We start from the raw sequence: 20061 nt of genomic DNA, 5'->3' as shown, positions 1-20061 counted from the left end.
ATGTAAAGAAATTTTCGAGAATCGTATGTGTTTCACTGTTTAGTTATCAAGGTTTTTTGTGTCTGTCTCTCAGACAGCTCGTTTATTTTATCTCATCTCAATTCGTTTGTCAAGTACTTTTTTCAACTTTTTTCAAACTCTTTTTTGATGATTTCCTGTCTCGCTGACAGCTTGTTTACTTTATCACATCCGCAAGCGTTTGTCAACAAGTTTTTTATTTTTTTGAAAAATTTATTTTTTTTCAAAAAAATAACGGAGAAGGAGGGATTTGAACCCTCGCGCCGCGTTAGCGACCTATACCCTTAGCAGGGGCACCTCTTCGGCCTCTTGAGTACTTCTCCAGACTCCGAACTTATAATTTCTTATTAAATTGGAGTGCATTTCTTCTGTGTTTTCATCCGAAACGCATGGTTAATTATAGCGGAATACACTATTGTTTGTCAACACCTTTTTTTATTTTTTTACATTAATTTTATTGTATTGCGATAGATTGGGGATAACAAAGGATGTATACTATTGTTTATTGCCTACAGGATTTTTCTCCTTTCCGGCCTGAATGCACAGCCGAGGCTCAGGATACTGTCTGGCTCTGCCTCTGCAGGAGGGGTGCGCTTCTTAGACGGCGGGAATCTGCGTTGCTGGAAAAAATCCAGCTGTTTGAGCGATGCAGGAGCGAGTTCTGGATTTTTTTCAGCGGTTTTAGCAGATTTCCGGCGTCTTAGAAGCCAGCCCCCGACGAAGCCGCAGACCGGACAGTATCCTGAGCCTCGGCGTCCGTTCCGTCTCATTGACATAATCTGATATAATCTTTCACTCAGACAACCACTCACAATCACAACCTGTCCCTCACCCGATCAACTTCAAACGTATAATCCAATCCACATCCGCCACCCAATCCGGTAAGGTCAAATCCGGTCAGATCAGATCATCCAGAAATTATCCGTGCAGACAATCCTCCTGTAAGTCTCAAACTTAAACCACTTATTATGAAACTCCGACTTATTATCAGCAGCCTCAAACTCCCTCAAAAACATCTGATAATCATCATTACTGCGGATCTCCAGGGCAAAACCTCTCTCATCCACAACAGGAAGCCCCATAAACACATACTCCTCCAGCGGAATAATATCCTGCACCCTCTTATCACGAATCAGAACAGCCGCGCTATCCTCCAGAGAAACAATATCAAAATAGCCCGGATACTCAAAGCTGTCACCCTCAACAGGCACCACATCCCCTACATGATAAGTCTTAACCTCTTTATCCGCCTTGGAAAGCAGCGCATTCTCAAGGTTAAAATAAAACTCCTCAAAAACATAACCGCCAACCTTCACATCATCCTTCTGGAAATAAGGCTTCTCCCCCTCAGTATCAACCGCTTCCACAACACCACATGCAGAAGTCATATGACTCACACGGTCGATCAGGATCAGCTCACCAAGAGTCTTATTCCTCTTAAACTCATCCAGCACAACCTTATCCGAAAGACCGATTTTGCAAAGAGCGATCTCATTCTTCTCGATCGTATCCGCATGCAGATGCTCCCCGGTATTCACATCCGTCTTAAACTCGATACTTTTAACCACACCAGAAATCTTCTTCGTACCAACCTTCACAAGATACTCCTTGCCCACTTCAAGCCTGGAATCATCCATCCAGAGAAGAGTAGCCTCGAAACCTTTAGCCACCGGAATCTCATTATTATTGGTAAGAACACAACCACGGCTGACATCCACTTCTTTATCCAACTGGATCGTAACAGCCTGACCAGCAACAGCCTCCTCACGGTTGTCACTGCCCACCAGGATCGTCTTAACAGCCGCTGTCTCGTTGCTTGGGAGCGTTGTGATGATATCGCCTACATGAACCCGGCCACTCTCGATCTGGCCCTGGAAACCGCGAAATTCATAATTTGGACGAGAAACACGCTGAACAGGCAGATAAAATTCGCTGACATTCTCAGCCTCTGAAACATCCACAGTCTCAAGATGCTCCAGAAGAGCTTTCCCCGTATACCAGGGCATATTCGGAGACTTCTTCGTTACGTTATCACCCTCTGTAGCACTGACAGGAATGATCACAACATCCTGAAGCCCCAGAGTCTCAGAAAGCTCATTGATATCCTTTACGATCTCATTAAAACGGCTCTCACTGTAATCAACAAGATCCATTTTGTTAACAGCAAATACAAAATGATGGATACCCATCAGAGCGCAGATACGTGCATGACGCCTTGTCTGCACCAGAACCCCCTGCTTCGCATCCACAAGAATAATGGAAAGCTGAGCAAAGGAAGCTCCAACCGCCATGTTCCTTGTATACTCCTCATGTCCGGGAGTATCCGCAACGATAAAGCTTCTTTTATCGGTTGTAAAATAACGATACGCAACATCAATGGTGATTCCCTGCTCACGTTCTGCCATCAGGCCATCCAGAAGAAGAGAATAATCAATGGCACCACCTCTGGAACCTACCTTGCTGTCCAGAAGAAGGGCTTTTTCCTGGTCCGCATATAAAAGCTTGGAATCATAAAGAATATGACCGATCAGTGTAGATTTTCCATCATCTACACTTCCGCAAGTGATAAATTTCAGTAATCCGCTCATCCTAGAAGTACCCCTCTCTCTTTCTTTTTTCCATACTTGCAGCTCCGCCGTCGGAATCAATAACACGTGTGGTTCTCTCAGATTCCACAGAGCTTAAGGTCTCGTCAATGATCTCGTCCAGTGTCTCCGCGTCAGACTCGATACCACCTGTCAGAGGATAGCATCCAAGAGTACGGAAACGGACCTTTTTCATCTGCGGCTCCTCACCCGGGTTCAGGCGCATTCTGTCGTCATCCACCATGATAATGTTGCCGTCTCTGTATACAACCGGACGCTCTTTTGCAAAATAAAGAGGAACGATCGGGATATTTTCTCTCTTAATATACTGCCAGATATCCGTCTCAGTCCAGTTGGAAATCGGGAAAACACGGATGCTTTCGCCTTTATTGATCTCCGTATTATAAAGCTTCCACATCTCCGGACGCTGGTTCTTCGGATCCCAGGCCTGCTCTGCATTACGGAAGGAGAAGATACGCTCTTTTGCACGGCTTTTCTCCTCGTCACGACGACCGCCGCCAAAAGCAGCTGTGAAACCATATTTCTTAAGAGCCTGCTTCAGTGCTTGCGTTTTCATGATATCTGTGTATGCGGAACCGCTGTCAAAAGGATTGATACCCTGCTTCAAACCATCCTGATTAATGTACTCAAGCATTTCGATTCCCAGATCTTTCGCGGTTTTGTCACGGAACTCGATCATCTCTTTAAATTTCCATGTTGTATTTACGTGAAGAAACGGAAATGGCGGTTTCTCCGGATAAAAAGCCTTCATTGCAAGATGAAGCATTACAGAACTGTCTTTTCCTATAGAATAAAGCATTACCGGCTTCTCGCACTCTGCTGCAACTTCACGGATGATATAAATTGCCTCTGCTTCCAGCTCATCCAAATGTGATAATCCACTCATATCTGATCTCATCCTCCTGTTCCGGCCGCCAGAACCGGCAGCACTTATCTTCTGGTCTAATATTTATTCGAATTCCGTCGATCCACATCGATCACGGATGTAGAACCGTCCGTTTTTGTAATGATCCAATGAAGGATATCCCCTTCGCTTTTTACATTCATGATACTTCCGTTCCCGCCGATATCCGCACCAAGGAAAAAGTCGATGGCACCGGCTTTACATTCCTTTACACAGGAAACGCAGCCCCAGCAGTTTTTCGGATATTTCATCACGGCTTTTTTGTCTTCCATGACGATCAGGGTTCCCGGACATACTTCACTGCATTTTCTGCAGCCAACACATTTTTTCTGATCAATTCGTATGCTCATATGTGTCCTCCTTTACAATGTCGCGAAAAATCATCCTGATCTCGCCGTTTTCCAGTTTCGAATTTACATATTTATAAAATTTCTCATCTGTTTCCGGATGATCCAGATTTTCGTTAAAAGAATGCCATCTGGTCTCTTTGCGGTTTTTCAGATGAGCGATCAGTGAACGGCACACAATGAGACGCTCACGAAGTTCGTATGCAAACATCAGCTCATGCATATCTGCTGCCGCTGTTTTTTCGGCAAGAGCCTGAAGCTGAAGGATTTTTTCATCTGCAAGAGCAAGCTGCTTCTCATTAAACTGATAATTAGAAGCAATTCCTCCCGCATATTCATCCATGACTTTCTGCATAGCCTCTTCCAGCTCTTCCACGGAAAATGCCGGTGCGTCTTCATTTCGGAACTTTTCGTACTGAGAAAGAATTTCCCCTTCCTGAACCTTAATCTCTGTCTCAGTCTGAATATCTGCTTCCTTCAAAGTTCCGGCCTTAAACTGTTTCACCATATCCAATGCTGCAAGCTTTCCTTCTGCAAGAGCTCCTGTTACATATTTCTGCGGACATCCACCTGCAACATCACCAGCTGCATAAAGACCTTTCACCGTGGTCTCACGGCCTGTATTTACCCAGTAGCCGCTGGCTGTATGACCGCCTACGATATACGGCTCTGTTCCCTGGATCTCCACATCCTGCTCGCTGGGGCTCTTTCCGCTTTCGATCCATTTCAGAGTCTGGCTCGGTGCCATGTTGAGATAAGCCTTCAGAAGATCTTCATCCTGTTCCTTCGTGATCCCTGTAGTCTTCAGGTAACACGGGCCATGGCCAAGCTGGTTTTCCCGGACTGTTCCGTAAACTCGCTCGCTTGTGGTCAGTCCGTATTTTGTCTCATAGATCTCGCCAGCTGCATTGATCTGTTTTGCGCCGATACCCTGTGCGATGGTTCCCGTAGGAGCAATGGTATCCTTGCAGCGAAGTGCGATAAAACGCATCTCAAAGGACGTCATCTCCGCACCTGCCAGGATTCCCATTGCATATCCGGCACCTGTGTTAAACGGCGGATACCACATCTTATGTCTGGAAAATCCCGGATTGTTCGGCTTATAAAGTCCGGCCGCTCCGCCTGTTGCAGCAAGAACTGCCTTTGCCCGGATAATGTATGCGGTTTCTTCCATAATAGAGAAACCAACCGCTCCGTAAACCTGTCCGTCTTTTACAAGAAGGTCTGTGATATTTACATAATTCAGAACGTCTACGTTCTCAGCTTTATGAACTGCATTAGCAAGAAGTGGTTTAAAATTTTCACCGTTGATCTTGATGTTACGATTTCCTCTGGCTACATAATCACCATTTTCATCCTTCAGGATCACAAGCCCAAGCTTTTCCATCTTTGCAGTAACTTCGTTGAAATTCTCCGCTGCTGTAAGAAGAAGGTCCTGCCTTACGATCCCGGCGGCATCCTTTGTTGCATAATCTACATAATCCTGCGGCTTGCGGCCTTTTACAATGTAGGCATTGATTGCATTAACACCTGCTGCCAGACAGCCGCTTCGTCTGATATTTGCTTTTTCTGCGATCAGTACCCTGCCGGCTTTCTGTTCTGAGAGAACCAGCGCCGCATAGCAGCCTGCGGTACCTCCGCCTATGATCAGCACATCTGTTGTAATTTCCTTTGTGTTTAATCTGTTTTTCATACTCATCACTCTGTTATCTGAAGCTCATGTACAGTTACATTTTTCTCTTTATCTACGCCAAAGGCCTTCAACACCGGATTTTCTGCATCCATAAGAGAGAGAATCAGATATTCGATGTTCGGGTCAAATGCAAGTCGTTTATCTTCTTCGGAAGGCCTTGACGGAGACTCCGGATGAGAATGAAAGTTTCCGATCATCTGATATCCGTTCTGACGGATATCCTTGATCGCGCTCAGCTGTTCCTTCGGGTCCATGGAAAAGTGTTCGTTGCTTTCATCGATATTTGTCAGCAGATACACCTTCTCGATGGTTTTTACATCGTCCTCAATGGTCCCGCCCAGAAGGCCGCAGGACTCATTGGGAAGTCCTTTTCTGCAGTGGTCTAATATTTTCTCGTAATCTTCTTTTTTTAATTTCAGCATTTCTTCGCAGCCTCCAATGGGTTTCTATACTTATTTATACTGCCTGCACCAGCAGACACTTTTGCCTTCTATATTATCAGTGCTTCAGCTCACACACAGCCTGCTCATAATCGATCAGTTCTGTAATCGTCGGATCATCGCCGCATACCGGGCAATGATGATTCTTCGGAAGCTTCACGGTACGGAATGTCATCTTCAGCGCATCGTAGGTAAGAAGTCTTCCTGTAAGAAGATCACCCTGTCCGATGATGTACTTGATGGCTTCCATTGCCTGAAGGCTTCCGATCACTCCGCCCATGGCTCCGATCACGCCAGCCTGCTTACAGGTCGGTACGGCATCCTTTGGCGGCGGGCTCTGGAACGCACATCTGTAGCATGGGCCCTGTCCCGGAACGTAAGTCATCAGCTGTCCCTGGAAACGGATGATCCCTGCATGTGAAAACGGTTTCTCGGCCATTACACAGGCATCGTTGATCAGGAATTTTGCAGGAAAGTTGTCTGTTCCGTCAAGAATGAAATCGTAATCTTTGATCAGATCCATGATGTTGCTGGAATCTACAAAGGTATGATATGTATTTACAGTAACGTCCGGGTTGATTGCTTTCATGGTCTCAGCCGCAGACTCTACCTTCAGTTTGCCGACATCTGCAGTTGTGTGGATGACCTGTCGCTGAAGATTGGAAAGATCTACCTCATCTGCATCCGCGATCCCGATGGTTCCCACACCTGCTGCTGCAAGGTAAAGGGCTGCCGGTGCTCCAAGTCCGCCGGCTCCGATGATCAGAACCTTGGCATTCAGAAGCTTTTTCTGACCTTTTACTCCAACCTCTTTCAGGATGATATGGCGGGAGTACCGCTCAAGCTGCTCATTTGTAAAAGCCATTATCTTGCGCCTCCTCCCATGTAGTACAGGAACTCAACAACGTCGCCGTCCTTTACCTCTGTTTCCGGAACGTCTGCCTTGCTGATGAATTCATCGTTGATAGTTACGGTTACATACTCAGGACTTTCAATATCCTCTTTCTCAATAAGCTCTGTAAGCTTCAGTCCGTCTTCGTACTCTTTTTTATTTCCTGCAACTGTGATTGTCATTTCTCTGTTCTCCTATTCTTCAACTTTTCTTACGATCAGTGTATAAGTTCCGTCTTCGTTGTCCTCGAGCTTCAGGATCTGATGTCCTTCTTCCTTCACGCTTCTGGGTACATTCTGTACCGGCTCGCCGTCATTCATCTTAATTGCAAGGATCTGTCCGTCGTCCAGCTCTTCCAGAGCTACTTTTGCTTTTACAAAAGTTACCGGGCAGACCACATCGGTAATATCTACTGTATCATCAATCTTAATATCAGCCATTGTATGCTCCTTTCAAAACCTCCTGAAGTTTTTCAGCGCCTACCCGGTCGATGGTAAATTTAAAACGCTCTCCCGGATTTGCATGATCATCAAAGAACTGGATCGCTGCATCGGTCACTCTGAAAAGCTGCTCCTCAGAGGTGATCAGCGGAAGGAATTCCTGTCCCTTGCTGATGTGATTTCCAAACGTTCCGCCAAAGGAAACGATATATGCTTCGTTTACATCCCATGCATCCACCGGACAGGATTTTGCACATCTGCCGCAGTAGTTGCATTTCTCTGTGTCGATCACCAGCTTGTCATCCTCAAAGGAGATAGCGTTTTCTCTGCAGGCCTTTTCGCAGACACCACAGTGGATACATGCGTCCTCTTTCCAGCTGACCTGTGCTGCTCCCTTGATCCCAACATCGTTCTCCTCTGCTTTCAGACAGTTGTTCTGGCATCCGGTAACACCGAATTTGAATTTATGAGGAAGCTCTCTTCCGAAATATCTTTCATTTAATTTCACCGCAATGTCATAGCTGTTGATATTTCCGCTTGGACAGACAGCGTTGCCCTGGCAGGCTGTAACTGTACGGACTCTCGGTCCGCAGACACCAGGCTTGCATCCGCCTTTTGCAAGATCATCCTTTACATCATCAATATCATCTAATTTAATGAACGGGATCTCAACTCCCTGTCTGGAAGTAAGATGTACATATCCGTCCCCGTATTTCTCAGCTACCTCTGCGATCTTCTTAAGGTTTTCTGCGGTAAATGTACCGCCTACACAGGCAAGACGAAGAGAAAAATTATTTTTCTGCTTCTGTCTCATGAAACCACCTTTTTTTAATGTAGCGTAATCTACTTTTGCCATAACGAACTCTCCATTTCTCTGCTGGTGCAGCTCTTAGATTTTATCGGTTATTTTCTATCGCTTGTTTGAAATCTTCTTTTAAATCTTCAACATCTTCAATTCCCACACTGATACGGATCAGATCCTCGAATACTCCGGACTGCAACTTCTCTTCGTCGGAGATGTGTGCCGCGATGGTGGATTCCGGATGGATCACCAGGGTCTTCGTATCTCCGATATTGGAGATGATCAGCGGGATCTTCAATGAATTAATAATGGAAAAAGCCTTCTCCTTGCTTCCGGTTCTTACAGTTACGATAGCTCCGTAGCCATTCCTGAACTGCTTTTCCGCAATTTCGTGATAAGGGCTTTCTTCCAGTCCCGGATAATTTACTTCAATGTCACCACCCAGGCCCTGTAAAAATCTCGCAAGCTCCAGTGCATTGTCACACTGTCTCTGCATTCGAAGTCCCAGGGTTTCCAGTCCCAGGTTATTAAGGAAAGCATTCTGCGGAGCAAGACACGCGCCAGTGTTCCGGAAAAGTCCGTTTCTAAGCTTGGCGATGTATGCAAATGGTCCGAATTTCCGGTATGGAACAAGTCCCGGATATCGGTCAGGGTCCCATTTCAGACCCTTACCACAGACAAGAATACCGCTGATGGCATCGCTGCTTCCATTGATATATTTGGAAGAGGAATGAACCACAATGTCAGCTCCAAGCTTCAGTGGCTGGATCAGATACGGGGTTGCCACCGTGTTGTCTACGATCAGCGGTACGTCATGCTTATGTGCCACTTCCGCAACTGTCTGGATATCGGTAACATCCAGCTTGGGGTTGCCAATGGTCTCCGCAAAAACAAGTCGCGTCTTCTCTGTGATCTCTGCCTCAAAAGCTTCCGGCTTATTCTCTTTCACATATTTTACGGAAATCCCGAAAGGCTTCAGATCATCGAACAATTCCACAGTTCCGCCATACAGTCCGCAGGCTGCCACGATCTCATCTCCCGCCTGAAGAATGTTCAGAAACGCATTGGTCAGCGCTGCCATTCCGGATGCACAGGCCACACTGCCGATCCCATCCTCCAGCATGGTCACTCTCTTCTCAAAGGACTCTACCGTAGGATTGTTGATCCTTGTATAGGAGAAGCCCATTTTTTTATTGTCAAAAATTTTCTCCAGGTCTTCCGCGCTGTCATGTCGGAATGCGCTGCTCTGATAGATTGGAACCTGTGTTGCACCCTGCGGATATTTCTCGTTGGTGCCGTGGAGCAGCCCTGTATTAAAGCCGTATTCGTTCATAGCCTCTTCCCTTTCTTTTGTTGACACTTATATTAACCTACTATTCATAGTATGTCAATAGGAAAATGGGATTAAATGTATTTTTTTGTGTACACAACTATACGACAGCATGATACAATTATAGCAGTTACGATAATCACAGCACCAAAAGAAAGATGCCCGCAGGCATACAAACCTACATTAAGAACAGGAGGTGATCCCTATCAATATAAACCCGAAGCTCCGGAATATTTTTCACTCTTTATTCAGTCCCACCCTGGATTTCCGCGTGCGGCTGTTCAACATCCTCGCCTTGGGAGGTACTGTGATCAGCCTGATCATGGCCTTTCTCAGTCTCGGGACCGGTTCCTGGGGAAATGTACTGATCAATTTTGCGCTGGTTGCAATCTCCGGAGGGCTTTTTCTTTATTCCTATTACAGTGGAAAATATCAGCGCTGCTACCTGATCACCATTGTCGTGATCTTTCTGCTCGTTTTTCCGGTGATGTTTTTTACCAGCGGCGGTTATCGTGGCGGCATGCCGGCATTCTTTGTGTTTGCTATTATTTTTACCGTGCTGATGCTGGAAAAAAGACGCGCTCTGATCGTTTCCCTGCTGGAGATCCTCCTTTATATGGGACTGTGTCTGGTTGCATACCATTTCCCGGACACTGTAACTCCTTTTGCCACGGAAGCAGACCGGCTGGCAGATATCCTTCTGGCGTTTGTCTCTGTAAGTATTGTCTGCGGCAGTGTTCTCTATTTTCATCTGAAGGAATATAACCAGCAGCAGCTCCTTCTGGAGGAACAGAATCTGCGACTGCGCTCCCTTGATAATGCCAAGTCCACCTTCCTGACCACCGTTGCCCATGAGATTAAAAATCCTCTGAGTTCCATTTCCCTCCACGCGCGGGACACCTCCGAGCTCCTTGAGGAAGAGCCTCTGGATTTCTCTCTTATGCAGGAAAATCTCCGCACCATTGAACAGTCGGTAATGCGGATCGACCGGATCGTGCTGGATCTGATGGATACGGTTTCCATTGAGCAGGGACGACTTGCCCTTTCCCTTGTCCCATCAGATCTGTCCGGTCTTTTGTATTCTGTAAAAAAAGACTACTGCAGTCATCCAAGCTTAAAGAACAATCAGCTGGTCCTTACGACACAATCCGGACTCCCGGAAATCTCTGCTGATCCGGAACGGCTGATCCAGGTTGTCACCAATCTGATCTCCAATGCAGAGCGTCACACCCAAAACGGAACCATCACCATTTCTCTTACCGGCGAACCGGGCTGGCAGACCATCTGCGTCTCCGACACCGGAACCGGCATGTCAGAAGAAATGCGAAAAAACGCACTCAAGGGTTATATTTCCGCTGATAAGGATTACTGGCGGCACGGCATAGGCCTCTATGTCTGTCATCAGATCATCACTGCCCATGGCGGCAAAATATGGCTGAAAAGTAAAGAAGGCGAGGGAACTCAGGTGTTCTTCTCACTTCCGGAGGAGGAATCATAAATGAATGAAAAGAAATCACTTATCCTTATGGTCGAGGATGAAGAACAGGTGCTGAATACCAACTGCCGGATGCTGCGGCGCCGTGGCTACGATGTCCACACTGCACAGACAGCCGCCGAAGCCTATCATCAGCTTGAAGAACAGCTGCCGGATCTTCTTATCCTGGACATTATGCTTCCGGACGGAAACGGTCTGGATATCTGCCGCCGCTTCCGCGAAAAAGCCATGAATCCGGTTCTTTTTCTCACCGGAAAAAGTGATATCCGGGATCGGGTAGAAGGACTTCAGCAGGGAGGCGACTATTATCTCACCAAACCTTATAATTTCGATGAATTTCTGGCCGTGATCCAGATGCTTCTGGAACGCCAGAAACGAATGGAAGAAAAAATAAAAGAAAAATTTCAGTCCTCCCGTCAGATCACCATCGGCAGCCTGCGGCTGGATCTTTCGGACGGCCATGCATATCTCAATAATGCCGACACAGGCCTTACCCGGACCGAATTCTCTCTGCTGCGTCTCCTTGCAGAAAACCAGGAGAAGATTTTTTCTGCAAAGGAGCTCTACGAAGCGGTATGGGGCAGCTGTGCAGGAACAGATACCAGCACGGTACGGCGGCATATCTTTAACCTCCGGACCAAGATCGGTGCCGAAGATACCGATGAGTATGACATTGTCTCGGTTTATGGAAAGGGATATCTTTTTACCTGCCGGTAAGCCGGCCTTTTCACGATCGGATAGCATATTTCCAGATCTGTAAGCAGCTTTCCGTAAATGTCTCTTTTTCTTCACATTTCCGGATATCGGGATCTGTCTGTTACAATGTACTTAACAGACAGATCTTTTTTATTTGTAAAAATTTATGATCAAAGAATAGTAAGCAGCTAACTGCTGCGCAATTTATCAGGAGGTGCCTATGCATAAAAAAATCTTAGTTCTTTTAACAGGCGCGATCGCTCTTTCCATATCTGCAGTCCCGGTCCTCGCTTCTGACCCTCCAACCGATGACGGTCAGTACATCTGGCAGGATGAAAACGGAGATTACTGGTACCGCAATGGTTCCGAGGATGAATATATCGGGGAAGGTAATTATGCCCCTGACCCGGATTCCGGTGAACTGATGGAAGGCAACGATGCAGGCTGGACCGAACAGGACGGTTATTTTGAGCCTCATTATTATTATGAGGACGGCAGTGTGTGGCTGGAAGATGCCACCGGAACCACATATATTGGCTCCAGAGATAAATATTATATTGATGACTACGGCAATCTTCAGGAATATTCCGATTCTGAAACTGATTCCTCCTCCGGAGATTCTTCAGAAGAATCCTCCGATACCCGTGGAAACTCCTCCTCGCAGGATTCCGATTCTTCATACCCAAATTCCTCTTCCGATACAAACACGGAAGATTCCTCCGAATCGGAAAAGCGCGGCGAGCTTCATATGCGGGTTGGATTCCCTGCCGATGATACGATCAGAGAATCCATGCCCGAAAAAGAAGGTTATTTCGAGCAGCGTTCCGTAAATGGCGGAAAAAGCACTGCCTTTGTTTTAAAAGTACCGAATTCCTCTCTGGCGGATTCTTCCCTGAAGGGTTTTCTGGCAGAATACTATCCGGTAAAGGGTGAGATCATCACCAAAAAAGATCTTACCTTTGAATCTTATCCTGCCACGAAATATCAATACTTAACCGAAGTCAACGAAGAAGAAAAAAATGTAGATGCTCTTGTATGCCAGACTGACGATTATACATTCGGACTTTTTGTCCTGACTCCGTCAGACACCTATGATAAGGCCGCCGAAAAGGAAGCCACAGAGCTGATCAAATCCATAGATTTCGTTTACGCAGAGCGTGTGGATATGGCCATGACGGATTACTTCCAGGTCCTCACTCCGGAGCGTTGGAAATATCTCTGCCATTATGAAACAACCGAAACCGAAAATGGTGGATATAAACTGACTTATTACAATGAGGATGTTCCTGTACTGACTCTGGAAGCCAGATATTACGATGGCGAAGACCAGCCTCTGGACAGTGTATGGCAGGGCTATCTCGGCCGTATCGAAACCGTCGACGGCAAAAAATACGATCTTCTGTCCACCATCAGCCAGTACTCCAAGGACGTCTCTGATGAATGGAAGGAAATGTATGACACTTATCTGGATGTCATAAACGGGATCCGTATAATGGACGGCTGTTCCCTGACCGAAGGAAGCCATGCCTGATCCCTTGTGATTCACAATATTTACATAAAAGAAGCTGCAGACTCTGTTTTTTCACTGTTCTGCAGCTTCTTTGCGTTATTGTGTCCGACTATATCTTCTGCTGTCTATCCTTCGTAAATCTGATCAAAAATCCCTCCATCTGAGAAATGTGTTTCCTGTGCCTTTTTCCATCCACCAAAATCATCAATGGTGACAAGATTGATGTCCAGGTCAAACACATCGGAGTATTCCTTCAGAATATCCTGGTTTGACGGACGGTAATAATTATCACCGGCGATCCGCTGTGCTTCATCGGAATAGAGATAATTCAGATATTCCTCTGCCACATCTCTGGTGCCTCTTTTGTCTACGACTTTATCGACTACTGCTACAGATGGCTGTGCAAGGATGCTGATACTTGGTGTTACAATCTCGTAATCGTCCGGATAATCCTTTACGGAAAGATAGGCTTCATTTTCCCAGGCGATCAGTACATCACCCTGTCCGTTTTCCACGAAAGAGGTCGTTGCGCCTCTGGCTCCGGTGTCCAGGACAAGTACGTTTTTGTAAAGATCTCCGATGAATTCTTTAATTTTGTCCTCGTCTCCGTTATATTTATCTTTTGCATAGGCCCAGGCTGCCAGATAGTTCCATCTTGCTCCGCCGGAGGTTTTCGGGTTTGGTGTGATCACACCTACGTCTTTCTTTACCAGATCGTCCCAGTCTTTGATGTTCTTCGGATTTCCTTTTCTCACAAGAAATACAATCGTCGAAGTATAGGGAGCGCTGTCCTCCGGAAATTCGTCCACCCATCCGTCATCGATGAGTCCTGCATCCTGGATCGCATCCACATCATACTCCAGTGCCAGTGTTACCACATCTGCTTCCAGTCCGTTGGCAACCTCAAGTGCCTGTTTTCCTGAGCCTCCGTGGGATTGTGTGATGTCCACATCCTGCCCTGTCTTTTCTTTCCAATGCTTCTGAAAGATCTTATTATACTGTTCATAGAGCTCTCTGGTGGGGTCATAGGATACGTTTGTAATGCTGACACTGTCCGCCGCATAAGCGGTTGCTCCTGTAAGACTTCCGATGGTTACTGCTGCCAAAAGGGCTGCTGTTGCTGATTTCCATTTTCTTTTCATAATACTTTTCCTCCTGTTTTTCTGCCTTTATTTTTGTTGTTGGCTTATTATAAACACGAGTAAGTCTTTATGAAAACTATAGAATCGGAAACCGTTTTCATGCTATCCAAAATTCCTGGTATTCCTACCTTAAAAAACAGCAGAAAAATCCCGGAAATCGGTAAATAAACATATGATTCCGTATAAAAATTTCCATTTCAGAATATTTACAGAAAACGTAATCAGCCTTGTATTTACAGTATTTCTGGTGATTTTTTATTTGATATTCAATTCTTCCAGCAGCTTTTTCATATAATTTTCATCTTTCATAGCCTTATCAAGGTCTTCTGTACGGTTCTCTTCCAGAAGTTTTTTTGACAAAAGCAGTCCCTGCTCCATTCCTTTTTTCATTCCTTTTTTCATTCCTTTTTCCATTCCCTCATCCAACAACATCTGTCCAAGTCTTGTCATAGATATAACCTCCTTAATCTCATCCAGATCTTTACTATCCAAAAACTTATCTGCCAGAGTATATAACATTGCCATTGTTTTTTCTGCTGTTAGGCCACGTTTCTTTTTGGATAGTATAACTGCTTCTTTGATTTTTTCCTTAATCTTCATATTCCCAGACATTAATGGTGTCAACGATAGGCTTGCATAATCTTCTTCCGTAAGCTCTGTTCCGTCTTCTTGTTTTTGTCGTATTTTTTCAAAAACCTCATCTGCATTTCTATCCTTGAGATATATCGGTTGTATCCGATATGTAAACAGTCCCATATTCAATTCTGTCTTAACCGATTTGATTCCACCTGAATAAATCACATAGGTTATAACATTTTTTCCTGTTTTATGTGAATATACCGCATCATAGGCAAGAAATCTGCGCAAATCATTTTCTCCCTTGTCGGTTGTCTGGAATTCTATATGAATATAAAATCCTTCTTTAGTCAGAAATGTAAAATCCATATATAAAGAATGAATAGTAAGTTCTATCAGCTCTGTAGGACCAAGATTCACAAATTCATAGTCAATTCCAAGACTTTTCAGGATCGTATCACGGAAATAATCAAATCCCATTTTCATAATAGCATCTTCATGTTTTGTATTTGCCATGTGGCACCTCTTTTTTAGTTCAGTATCGTTATCGGCTGTGCCTTGAAAATGCTTTTGTAATTTTACTCTGACTCTTTATCTTATGTGAATTTTATTATTCTTAATCGTCCTCCTTGTTATATTTATTTTATCAGACCCGGACTAAAAAATCATCATTACTCTTCCGACAAATTCTTCCTTTATTTTCTATCCGTTTTTATTTTATGGTTATCCACACCCACCCCGGAGAAACATTCTCCGGGGTGGGTGGTTTTCCACATATTCCACAGAAGTTATCCTCTTCTGTCGTGTTTTCACAGATAAATATAGTCGTTCATGACTGGCTGCAGTCCGTGGTCTTTCAGGGCGTTGAAGACTTCGTCCACAGACCTTCCGTCGGAAATCTCAAACTGATCATCACCTTTATCCTCAATATCATCCACATGGCTTCCGATTCCGGTGCTGACACCTGCAGAGATCTTGGTTGCTGCGATATTCACCAGATTGTCACGGACACGCTCACACTCTCTGGTGGATACAGTAATACTTGCAAACGGCATAAACAGACGATATGCACAAACTACCTGCAAAAGCTGCGGTTCGTGTACATCCTTCGGGTTGATCCTGTCGTTGTTGATGATCGGACGAAGTCTCGGGCAGGAAAAAGCGATCTCTGCGTGTGGATATTTTCTCTGCAGAAGATATGCATGATATCCCGTTGCAAAAGCATCCTTGCGGAAATCATCCAGTCCCAGAAGTGCCGCAAAACCAACACCTCGCATGCCGCCTTTTAACGCACGCTCCTGTGTATTTAACCTGTATGGAAAAATCCTCTTGTGGCCTGCCAGATGCAGAGTTTCGTATTTATCAGAATTATAAGTCTCCTGGAAAACTGTCACATAATCTGCGCCGCATTTGTGAAGATATGCGTACTCATCAGAATTCATCGGATACACCTCAAGACCGACTACCTTGAAATATTTCCGGGCGATCTCACAAGCCTTTCCGATATATTCCACATTAGATTTCGTTTTGCTCTCTCCGGTAAGAATCAAGATCTCCTGGAGTCCGGTTTCTGCAATGGCTGCCATCTCTTTCTCGATCTCATCTGCATTCAGCTGTGCGCGGCGGATCTTGTTGTGGCAATTAAATCCACAGTAAATACAGTAGTTCTCACAGTAGTTTGCAATGTAGATCGGTGTAAACATGCAGATACTGTTTCCAAAATGTTTCCTTGTTTCGATCCGTGCAGCCTGTGCGATTTCTTCCAGAAGAGGCAGCGCTGCCGGTGAAAGCAGTGCTTTAAAATCCTCCGGTGTACGGTTGTCATGAACAAGCGCTCTCCGTACATCCGCTTCTGTGTACTTATCATAATCATATGCGTTCATTGCGGAAATAACCTGATCCATTACATCAGATTCTTCCAGCTGTTCCATATCCGGAAGGTACTTCATGTGATCGATACGGTTCTTTTTCATATCTTCCAGAATTTCTTCATTTACAATACTTTCATTAAAATGGCCGTCCTGCTGACTGGCCTGTACTGTTTCTGCCATTGTTGTTGTGTCGCTCCTCTCGTACTTTTATTATTTTCAAATTTGTAATATTTCAGTATCTGTTTTTAGCCATTCGTTTTCTTTTCTGCTCTGGTTGATCTGCATCAAGTGAATATTCGCAATCCGCTTTCGCTACACAGATTTCCCCTTAATAACCGTATATTTCCGAGTCTTTCAATATACTGTCATTATTTTACTCATGCAAAAATCCGGTCAGCGGTGAGGATGCACTTGCACCTCTCTCCAGAGTTCTTCCCATACCGGAAAGATATGCACTTCTTCCTGCCTCAATAGCTTTCTTAAAGGCTTCCGCCATAACACGGACGTCTCCTGCAGTTGCAATGGCTGTATTTGCCATAACTGCTGCAGCACCCATTTCCATAGCCTCACATGCCTGTGACGGGCGGCCGATTCCTGCGTCCACGATGATCGGAAGGTCGATCTCGTCGATAAGGATCTGGATGAATTCTTTTGTACAGATTCCTTTGTTAGAACCGATCGGAGAGCCAAGCGGCATTACACAGGCAGCTCCTGCATTCACCAGATCTCTGGCTGCATTCAGATCCGGATACATGTATGGCATAACTACAAAGCCCTCTTTTGCAAGGATCTCTGTTGCCTTGATGGTCTCGTAATTATCCGGAAGAAGATATTTGGAGTCATGGATAACTTCGATCTTTACAAAATCTCCACAGCCAAGCTCGCGGGAAAGTCTTGCAATACGGACTGCCTCTTCTGCATTTCTGGCGCCGGACGTATTCGGAAGAAGCGTAACATCCTTCGGAATATAATCCAGAATGTTCGCAAGTCCACCCTCATTTGCACGACGCAGGGCAAGTGTTACGATCTGAGTTCCTGCTTTTTCAATACATGCTTTTACAAGCTCCAGGGAAAATTTTCCGGAACCAAGGATAAAACGGGAAGTAAACTCATGGCCTCCCAGGATCAGTTTGTCTTCATTTGTGTTTGCTGTTGCCATTTTTTATGTCCACCTTTCTTTATGTCTGTTTGCAGAAAATATCTCCACCGATTTATAACCAGCGCCTTCTTCTGCCAGATCATTCTTCATCTGCATTTTTTCAGTAACTTATCTGTCAGTTACTGCCGTGGTATATATACCTAATTTTATCTCTATAGCGACATCAGCAGCTTCCGCCGCCCATAAACTGCAGAATCTCCACAACATCGCCATCTTTCAGTACTGTTGTATCATAAGTGTCTCTCTTAATGATCTCTTCATTCAGCTCTACTACAACCTGCACCGGAACATAGTTACATGCTTCCAGATATTCTGTTACTGTCACCGGCTTTTCCAATGTTCTGCTTTCACCATTTACTGTGATCATGATCTCTCCTTTCCGGAAACTTCAAAAGCTATTCGTCAATAAAAAAGAGTTCACAAAGAAATACACCCGCGGTGGTGCACCCCTTCATGAACTCAGTTCACTCTCAAATTTCCCAATATTCAATTGTCGATACCGGGGTTAAAAGCATTCGCTCTTGATCCCTTCCCTGTAAATCCTGATCTTACGTATTCAATCGGATAAAAACATCCGCATCCAATAAAAAAGGAGATACACCAAAGTATCTCCCGTAAATTCATCTTATACGTTCCTACGTTGGCATTATCCAAATCAGGTATAAGGGTCGAAGTTGAAGACTTCCTCTCAGCCTGCCATCACAAGCTCCCCTGTTATTTACATGGTTTAGTATAATTCCGATTCTGCTTCATGTCAAGAACAATAAATTTTGGTTTTATTTGCCGGTTTTATTTGCAGAGTGAACAGTAACTTTTATTTATAAGCAGTGAATCCCAGATCTTTCATTGTCAGATTTAAATTCTTTTTCAGATAATCATTTGCTACTTTCATTGTCGCTTTCATCATAATATTGGAAGAATCCTGCAGATCTGTCATCGCTTTTTTTCCGTTTGTATACAAGAAAGTCAGATTCTGACCTTTATAAGCAGATGCTTTTGTAGAAGAAGTCACCAGCAGAAAGACTTCATTTGTAGACAGGGCGGACTTCACACTGACCGTATCAGATTTCACACAGTTTCCGATAATATCCAGTCCGGCAAGGATTCCATCTGAAGGCATAGAGAGCATCATCCCAATATCTATCTTATCTTCTTTCTTCAGATAACCGATCATCAGAGTACTTTCTTTATCTACTTTGACATTTATAAACTGATTTCCGTCTTCAGTATATTTGCCTTTCTGACTGATGTATTTTTTCAATTTGCTATAATTCTGCGTCAATCTGGTATTAGCCGAGGTCGGATTCTTTACAGTAACCTTGCAGGTGAATTTTCTGCCACCAAGAGTCGCTGTGATAACCGCTGTTCCTGTTTTTACCGCGGTGATCTTTCCGACAGAAGTTATCTTGACAACATTTGTGTTGCTGCTCTTCCATGACGGTTTCAGACTGGTGCCTTTGATCTTCAGTGTATAAGTTTTTTTCGATGCCAGTGTCAGGCTGGTCTTATTCAGGGTGAGATAATTCAGACCTGCGATTGCTGTCAGACCTTTTTCATTATATCTACTCCAGATCGTATTTTTTCCGGATTTCCGGTAAGCTCTCACTGTGTAAGTATAGCTTACTCCGGTACTTACTTTTGTATCGGTAAACGTAACATTTTTGCTTCCTGTGAGGGTTTTTACTGCTTTCCATCCGCTGTTTCCGGTCTTGCGATATACCCGGTATCCGGCAACTCCTTTTACCTGTTTCCAGCTGAAAATAATCTTATTCCTGCCGGAGATCTTAATAGAAGACATAGCCGGCGTTGCTACGTTTATCGCCGCCTGTACTTCTGTCGCACTGATCAACTCCGGAACCGCAGCTGGTGCCGCCGTTGCAAGCATAAAACCTGTCAAAATGCCACATAAAGCTTTTTTCCAATTTCTTCTCATACGCTTTTTTCCTTTCTGCTTTGTGGTATATCTGGATTCCCTAACAAATATAGTATACATTATAAAAATTATTCCTGCTATGATATTTTTCGCCGAATCAGGGCTTTCGGTGAAATTCGGCAGTTTCTACAATGGCTTGACACTCCCCTCAACTAAAGCAGGGGGATTCTTGCTTCTCCCACTACTGCATTGGCAAACACCTTACGG

At 44.7% G+C, this 20061-nt stretch carries 19 protein-coding genes, 1 tRNA gene and 1 riboswitch; of the genes, 3 read left to right on the top strand and 17 right to left on the bottom strand.

Annotated elements, in window-relative coordinates; genetic code table 11:
- Positions 1-253: 253 nt before the first annotated feature.
- From NE671_RS14965 to NE671_RS14915, 11 genes are all read right to left on the bottom strand, one after another.
- Positions 254-341: transfer RNA gene (locus tag NE671_RS14965), tRNA-Ser, on the bottom strand.
- Positions 342-920: 579 nt separating this feature from the next.
- A complete protein-coding gene (locus tag NE671_RS14960; RefSeq protein WP_173740959.1) occupies positions 921-2606 on the bottom strand; it encodes a sulfate adenylyltransferase subunit 1 in 1686 nt (561 codons plus the stop codon).
- A gap of 1 nt (position 2607) precedes the next feature.
- Entirely contained in the window at positions 2608-3510 is a 903-nt protein-coding gene (gene cysD / locus NE671_RS14955; protein ID WP_173740960.1) for a sulfate adenylyltransferase subunit CysD, read from the bottom strand.
- Between the two features lie 56 nt (positions 3511-3566).
- A complete protein-coding gene (locus tag NE671_RS14950) occupies positions 3567-3878 on the bottom strand; it encodes a 4Fe-4S dicluster domain-containing protein (RefSeq protein WP_015526617.1) in 312 nt (103 codons plus the stop codon).
- The gene (locus NE671_RS14945) at positions 3862-5568 is read right to left on the bottom strand and encodes an adenylyl-sulfate reductase subunit alpha (protein WP_173740961.1); all 1707 of its coding nucleotides are present in this window, start codon (positions 5566-5568) and stop codon (positions 3862-3864) included. The genes NE671_RS14950 and NE671_RS14945 overlap by 17 nt, the downstream gene beginning before the upstream one ends.
- Before the next feature lie 5 nt (positions 5569-5573).
- Complete coding sequence (locus tag NE671_RS14940; RefSeq protein WP_059086473.1) at positions 5574-5990, bottom strand: M67 family metallopeptidase; 417 nt, start codon at positions 5988-5990, stop codon at positions 5574-5576.
- A 76-nt stretch (positions 5991-6066) separates the two neighbouring features.
- On the bottom strand, positions 6067-6873 hold the full coding sequence (gene thiF, locus NE671_RS14935) for a thiazole biosynthesis adenylyltransferase ThiF (RefSeq protein WP_015526615.1): 807 nt from the start codon (positions 6871-6873) through the stop codon (positions 6067-6069).
- A complete protein-coding gene (gene thiS, locus NE671_RS14930) occupies positions 6873-7082 on the bottom strand; it encodes a sulfur carrier protein ThiS (RefSeq protein ID WP_021650460.1) in 210 nt (69 codons plus the stop codon). The genes thiF and thiS (NE671_RS14930) overlap by 1 nt, the downstream gene beginning before the upstream one ends.
- Positions 7083-7094: 12 nt before the next feature.
- Positions 7095-7340: a sulfurtransferase TusA family protein gene (locus tag NE671_RS14925; RefSeq protein ID WP_015526613.1), complete on the bottom strand. Its 246-nt coding sequence runs from the start codon at positions 7338-7340 to the stop codon at positions 7095-7097.
- A complete protein-coding gene (locus NE671_RS14920; protein WP_173740962.1) occupies positions 7333-8196 on the bottom strand; it encodes a 4Fe-4S binding protein in 864 nt (287 codons plus the stop codon). The genes NE671_RS14925 and NE671_RS14920 overlap by 8 nt, the downstream gene beginning before the upstream one ends.
- A 40-nt stretch (positions 8197-8236) precedes the next feature.
- Positions 8237-9475, bottom strand: coding sequence for an O-acetylhomoserine aminocarboxypropyltransferase/cysteine synthase family protein (locus tag NE671_RS14915; protein WP_173740966.1), 1239 nt, complete (start codon positions 9473-9475; stop codon positions 8237-8239).
- Positions 9476-9779: 304 nt separating this feature from the next.
- Between NE671_RS14915 and NE671_RS14910 the strand changes: the two genes are divergently transcribed.
- The 3 genes from NE671_RS14910 to NE671_RS14900 all read left to right on the top strand — a co-directional run bounded on the left by NE671_RS14910 (position 9780) and on the right by NE671_RS14900 (position 13194).
- Positions 9780-10970: a sensor histidine kinase gene (locus NE671_RS14910; protein ID WP_256164131.1), complete on the top strand. Its 1191-nt coding sequence runs from the start codon at positions 9780-9782 to the stop codon at positions 10968-10970.
- Complete coding sequence (locus NE671_RS14905) at positions 10971-11684, top strand: response regulator transcription factor (protein ID WP_173740126.1); 714 nt, start codon at positions 10971-10973, stop codon at positions 11682-11684.
- A 199-nt stretch (positions 11685-11883) separates the two neighbouring features.
- Positions 11884-13194 carry a hypothetical protein gene (locus NE671_RS14900; protein WP_173740963.1) on the top strand — a complete coding sequence of 437 codons (1311 nt, stop codon included), beginning with the start codon at positions 11884-11886 and terminating at the stop codon, positions 13192-13194.
- Positions 13195-13298: 104 nt separating this feature from the next.
- Here NE671_RS14900 and NE671_RS14895 read toward each other — a convergent pair whose 3' ends face one another.
- From NE671_RS14895 to NE671_RS14870, 6 genes are all read right to left on the bottom strand, one after another.
- Positions 13299-14315 carry a sulfate ABC transporter substrate-binding protein gene (locus NE671_RS14895; protein WP_118753314.1) on the bottom strand — a complete coding sequence of 339 codons (1017 nt, stop codon included), beginning with the start codon at positions 14313-14315 and terminating at the stop codon, positions 13299-13301.
- Positions 14316-14570: 255 nt separating this feature from the next.
- Complete coding sequence (locus tag NE671_RS14890; RefSeq protein WP_173740964.1) at positions 14571-15407, bottom strand: hypothetical protein; 837 nt, start codon at positions 15405-15407, stop codon at positions 14571-14573.
- A gap of 293 nt (positions 15408-15700) precedes the next feature.
- Complete coding sequence (gene thiH, locus NE671_RS14885) at positions 15701-16942, bottom strand: 2-iminoacetate synthase ThiH (protein ID WP_021650467.1); 1242 nt, start codon at positions 16940-16942, stop codon at positions 15701-15703.
- A 193-nt stretch (positions 16943-17135) separates the two neighbouring features.
- Positions 17136-17921, bottom strand: coding sequence for a thiazole synthase (locus NE671_RS14880; protein WP_173740965.1), 786 nt, complete (start codon positions 17919-17921; stop codon positions 17136-17138).
- 163 nt (positions 17922-18084) lie between these two features.
- On the bottom strand, positions 18085-18288 hold the full coding sequence (gene thiS, locus NE671_RS14875; RefSeq protein ID WP_015526603.1) for a sulfur carrier protein ThiS: 204 nt from the start codon (positions 18286-18288) through the stop codon (positions 18085-18087).
- Between the two features lie 248 nt (positions 18289-18536).
- A riboswitch (TPP riboswitch) is annotated at positions 18537-18644 on the bottom strand.
- 91 nt (positions 18645-18735) lie between these two features.
- On the bottom strand, positions 18736-19854 hold the full coding sequence (locus tag NE671_RS14870) for a fibronectin type III domain-containing protein (RefSeq protein ID WP_139148867.1): 1119 nt from the start codon (positions 19852-19854) through the stop codon (positions 18736-18738).
- Positions 19855-20061: the final 207 nt, after the last annotated feature.

Source organism: Blautia sp. DFI.9.10 (assembly GCF_024461705.1).
GTDB lineage: Bacteria > Bacillota > Clostridia > Lachnospirales > Lachnospiraceae > Blautia_A > Blautia_A fusiformis.
The sequence above is the reverse complement of the archived record's forward strand: the minus strand, read 5'-3'. Positions and strand labels throughout refer to the sequence as shown.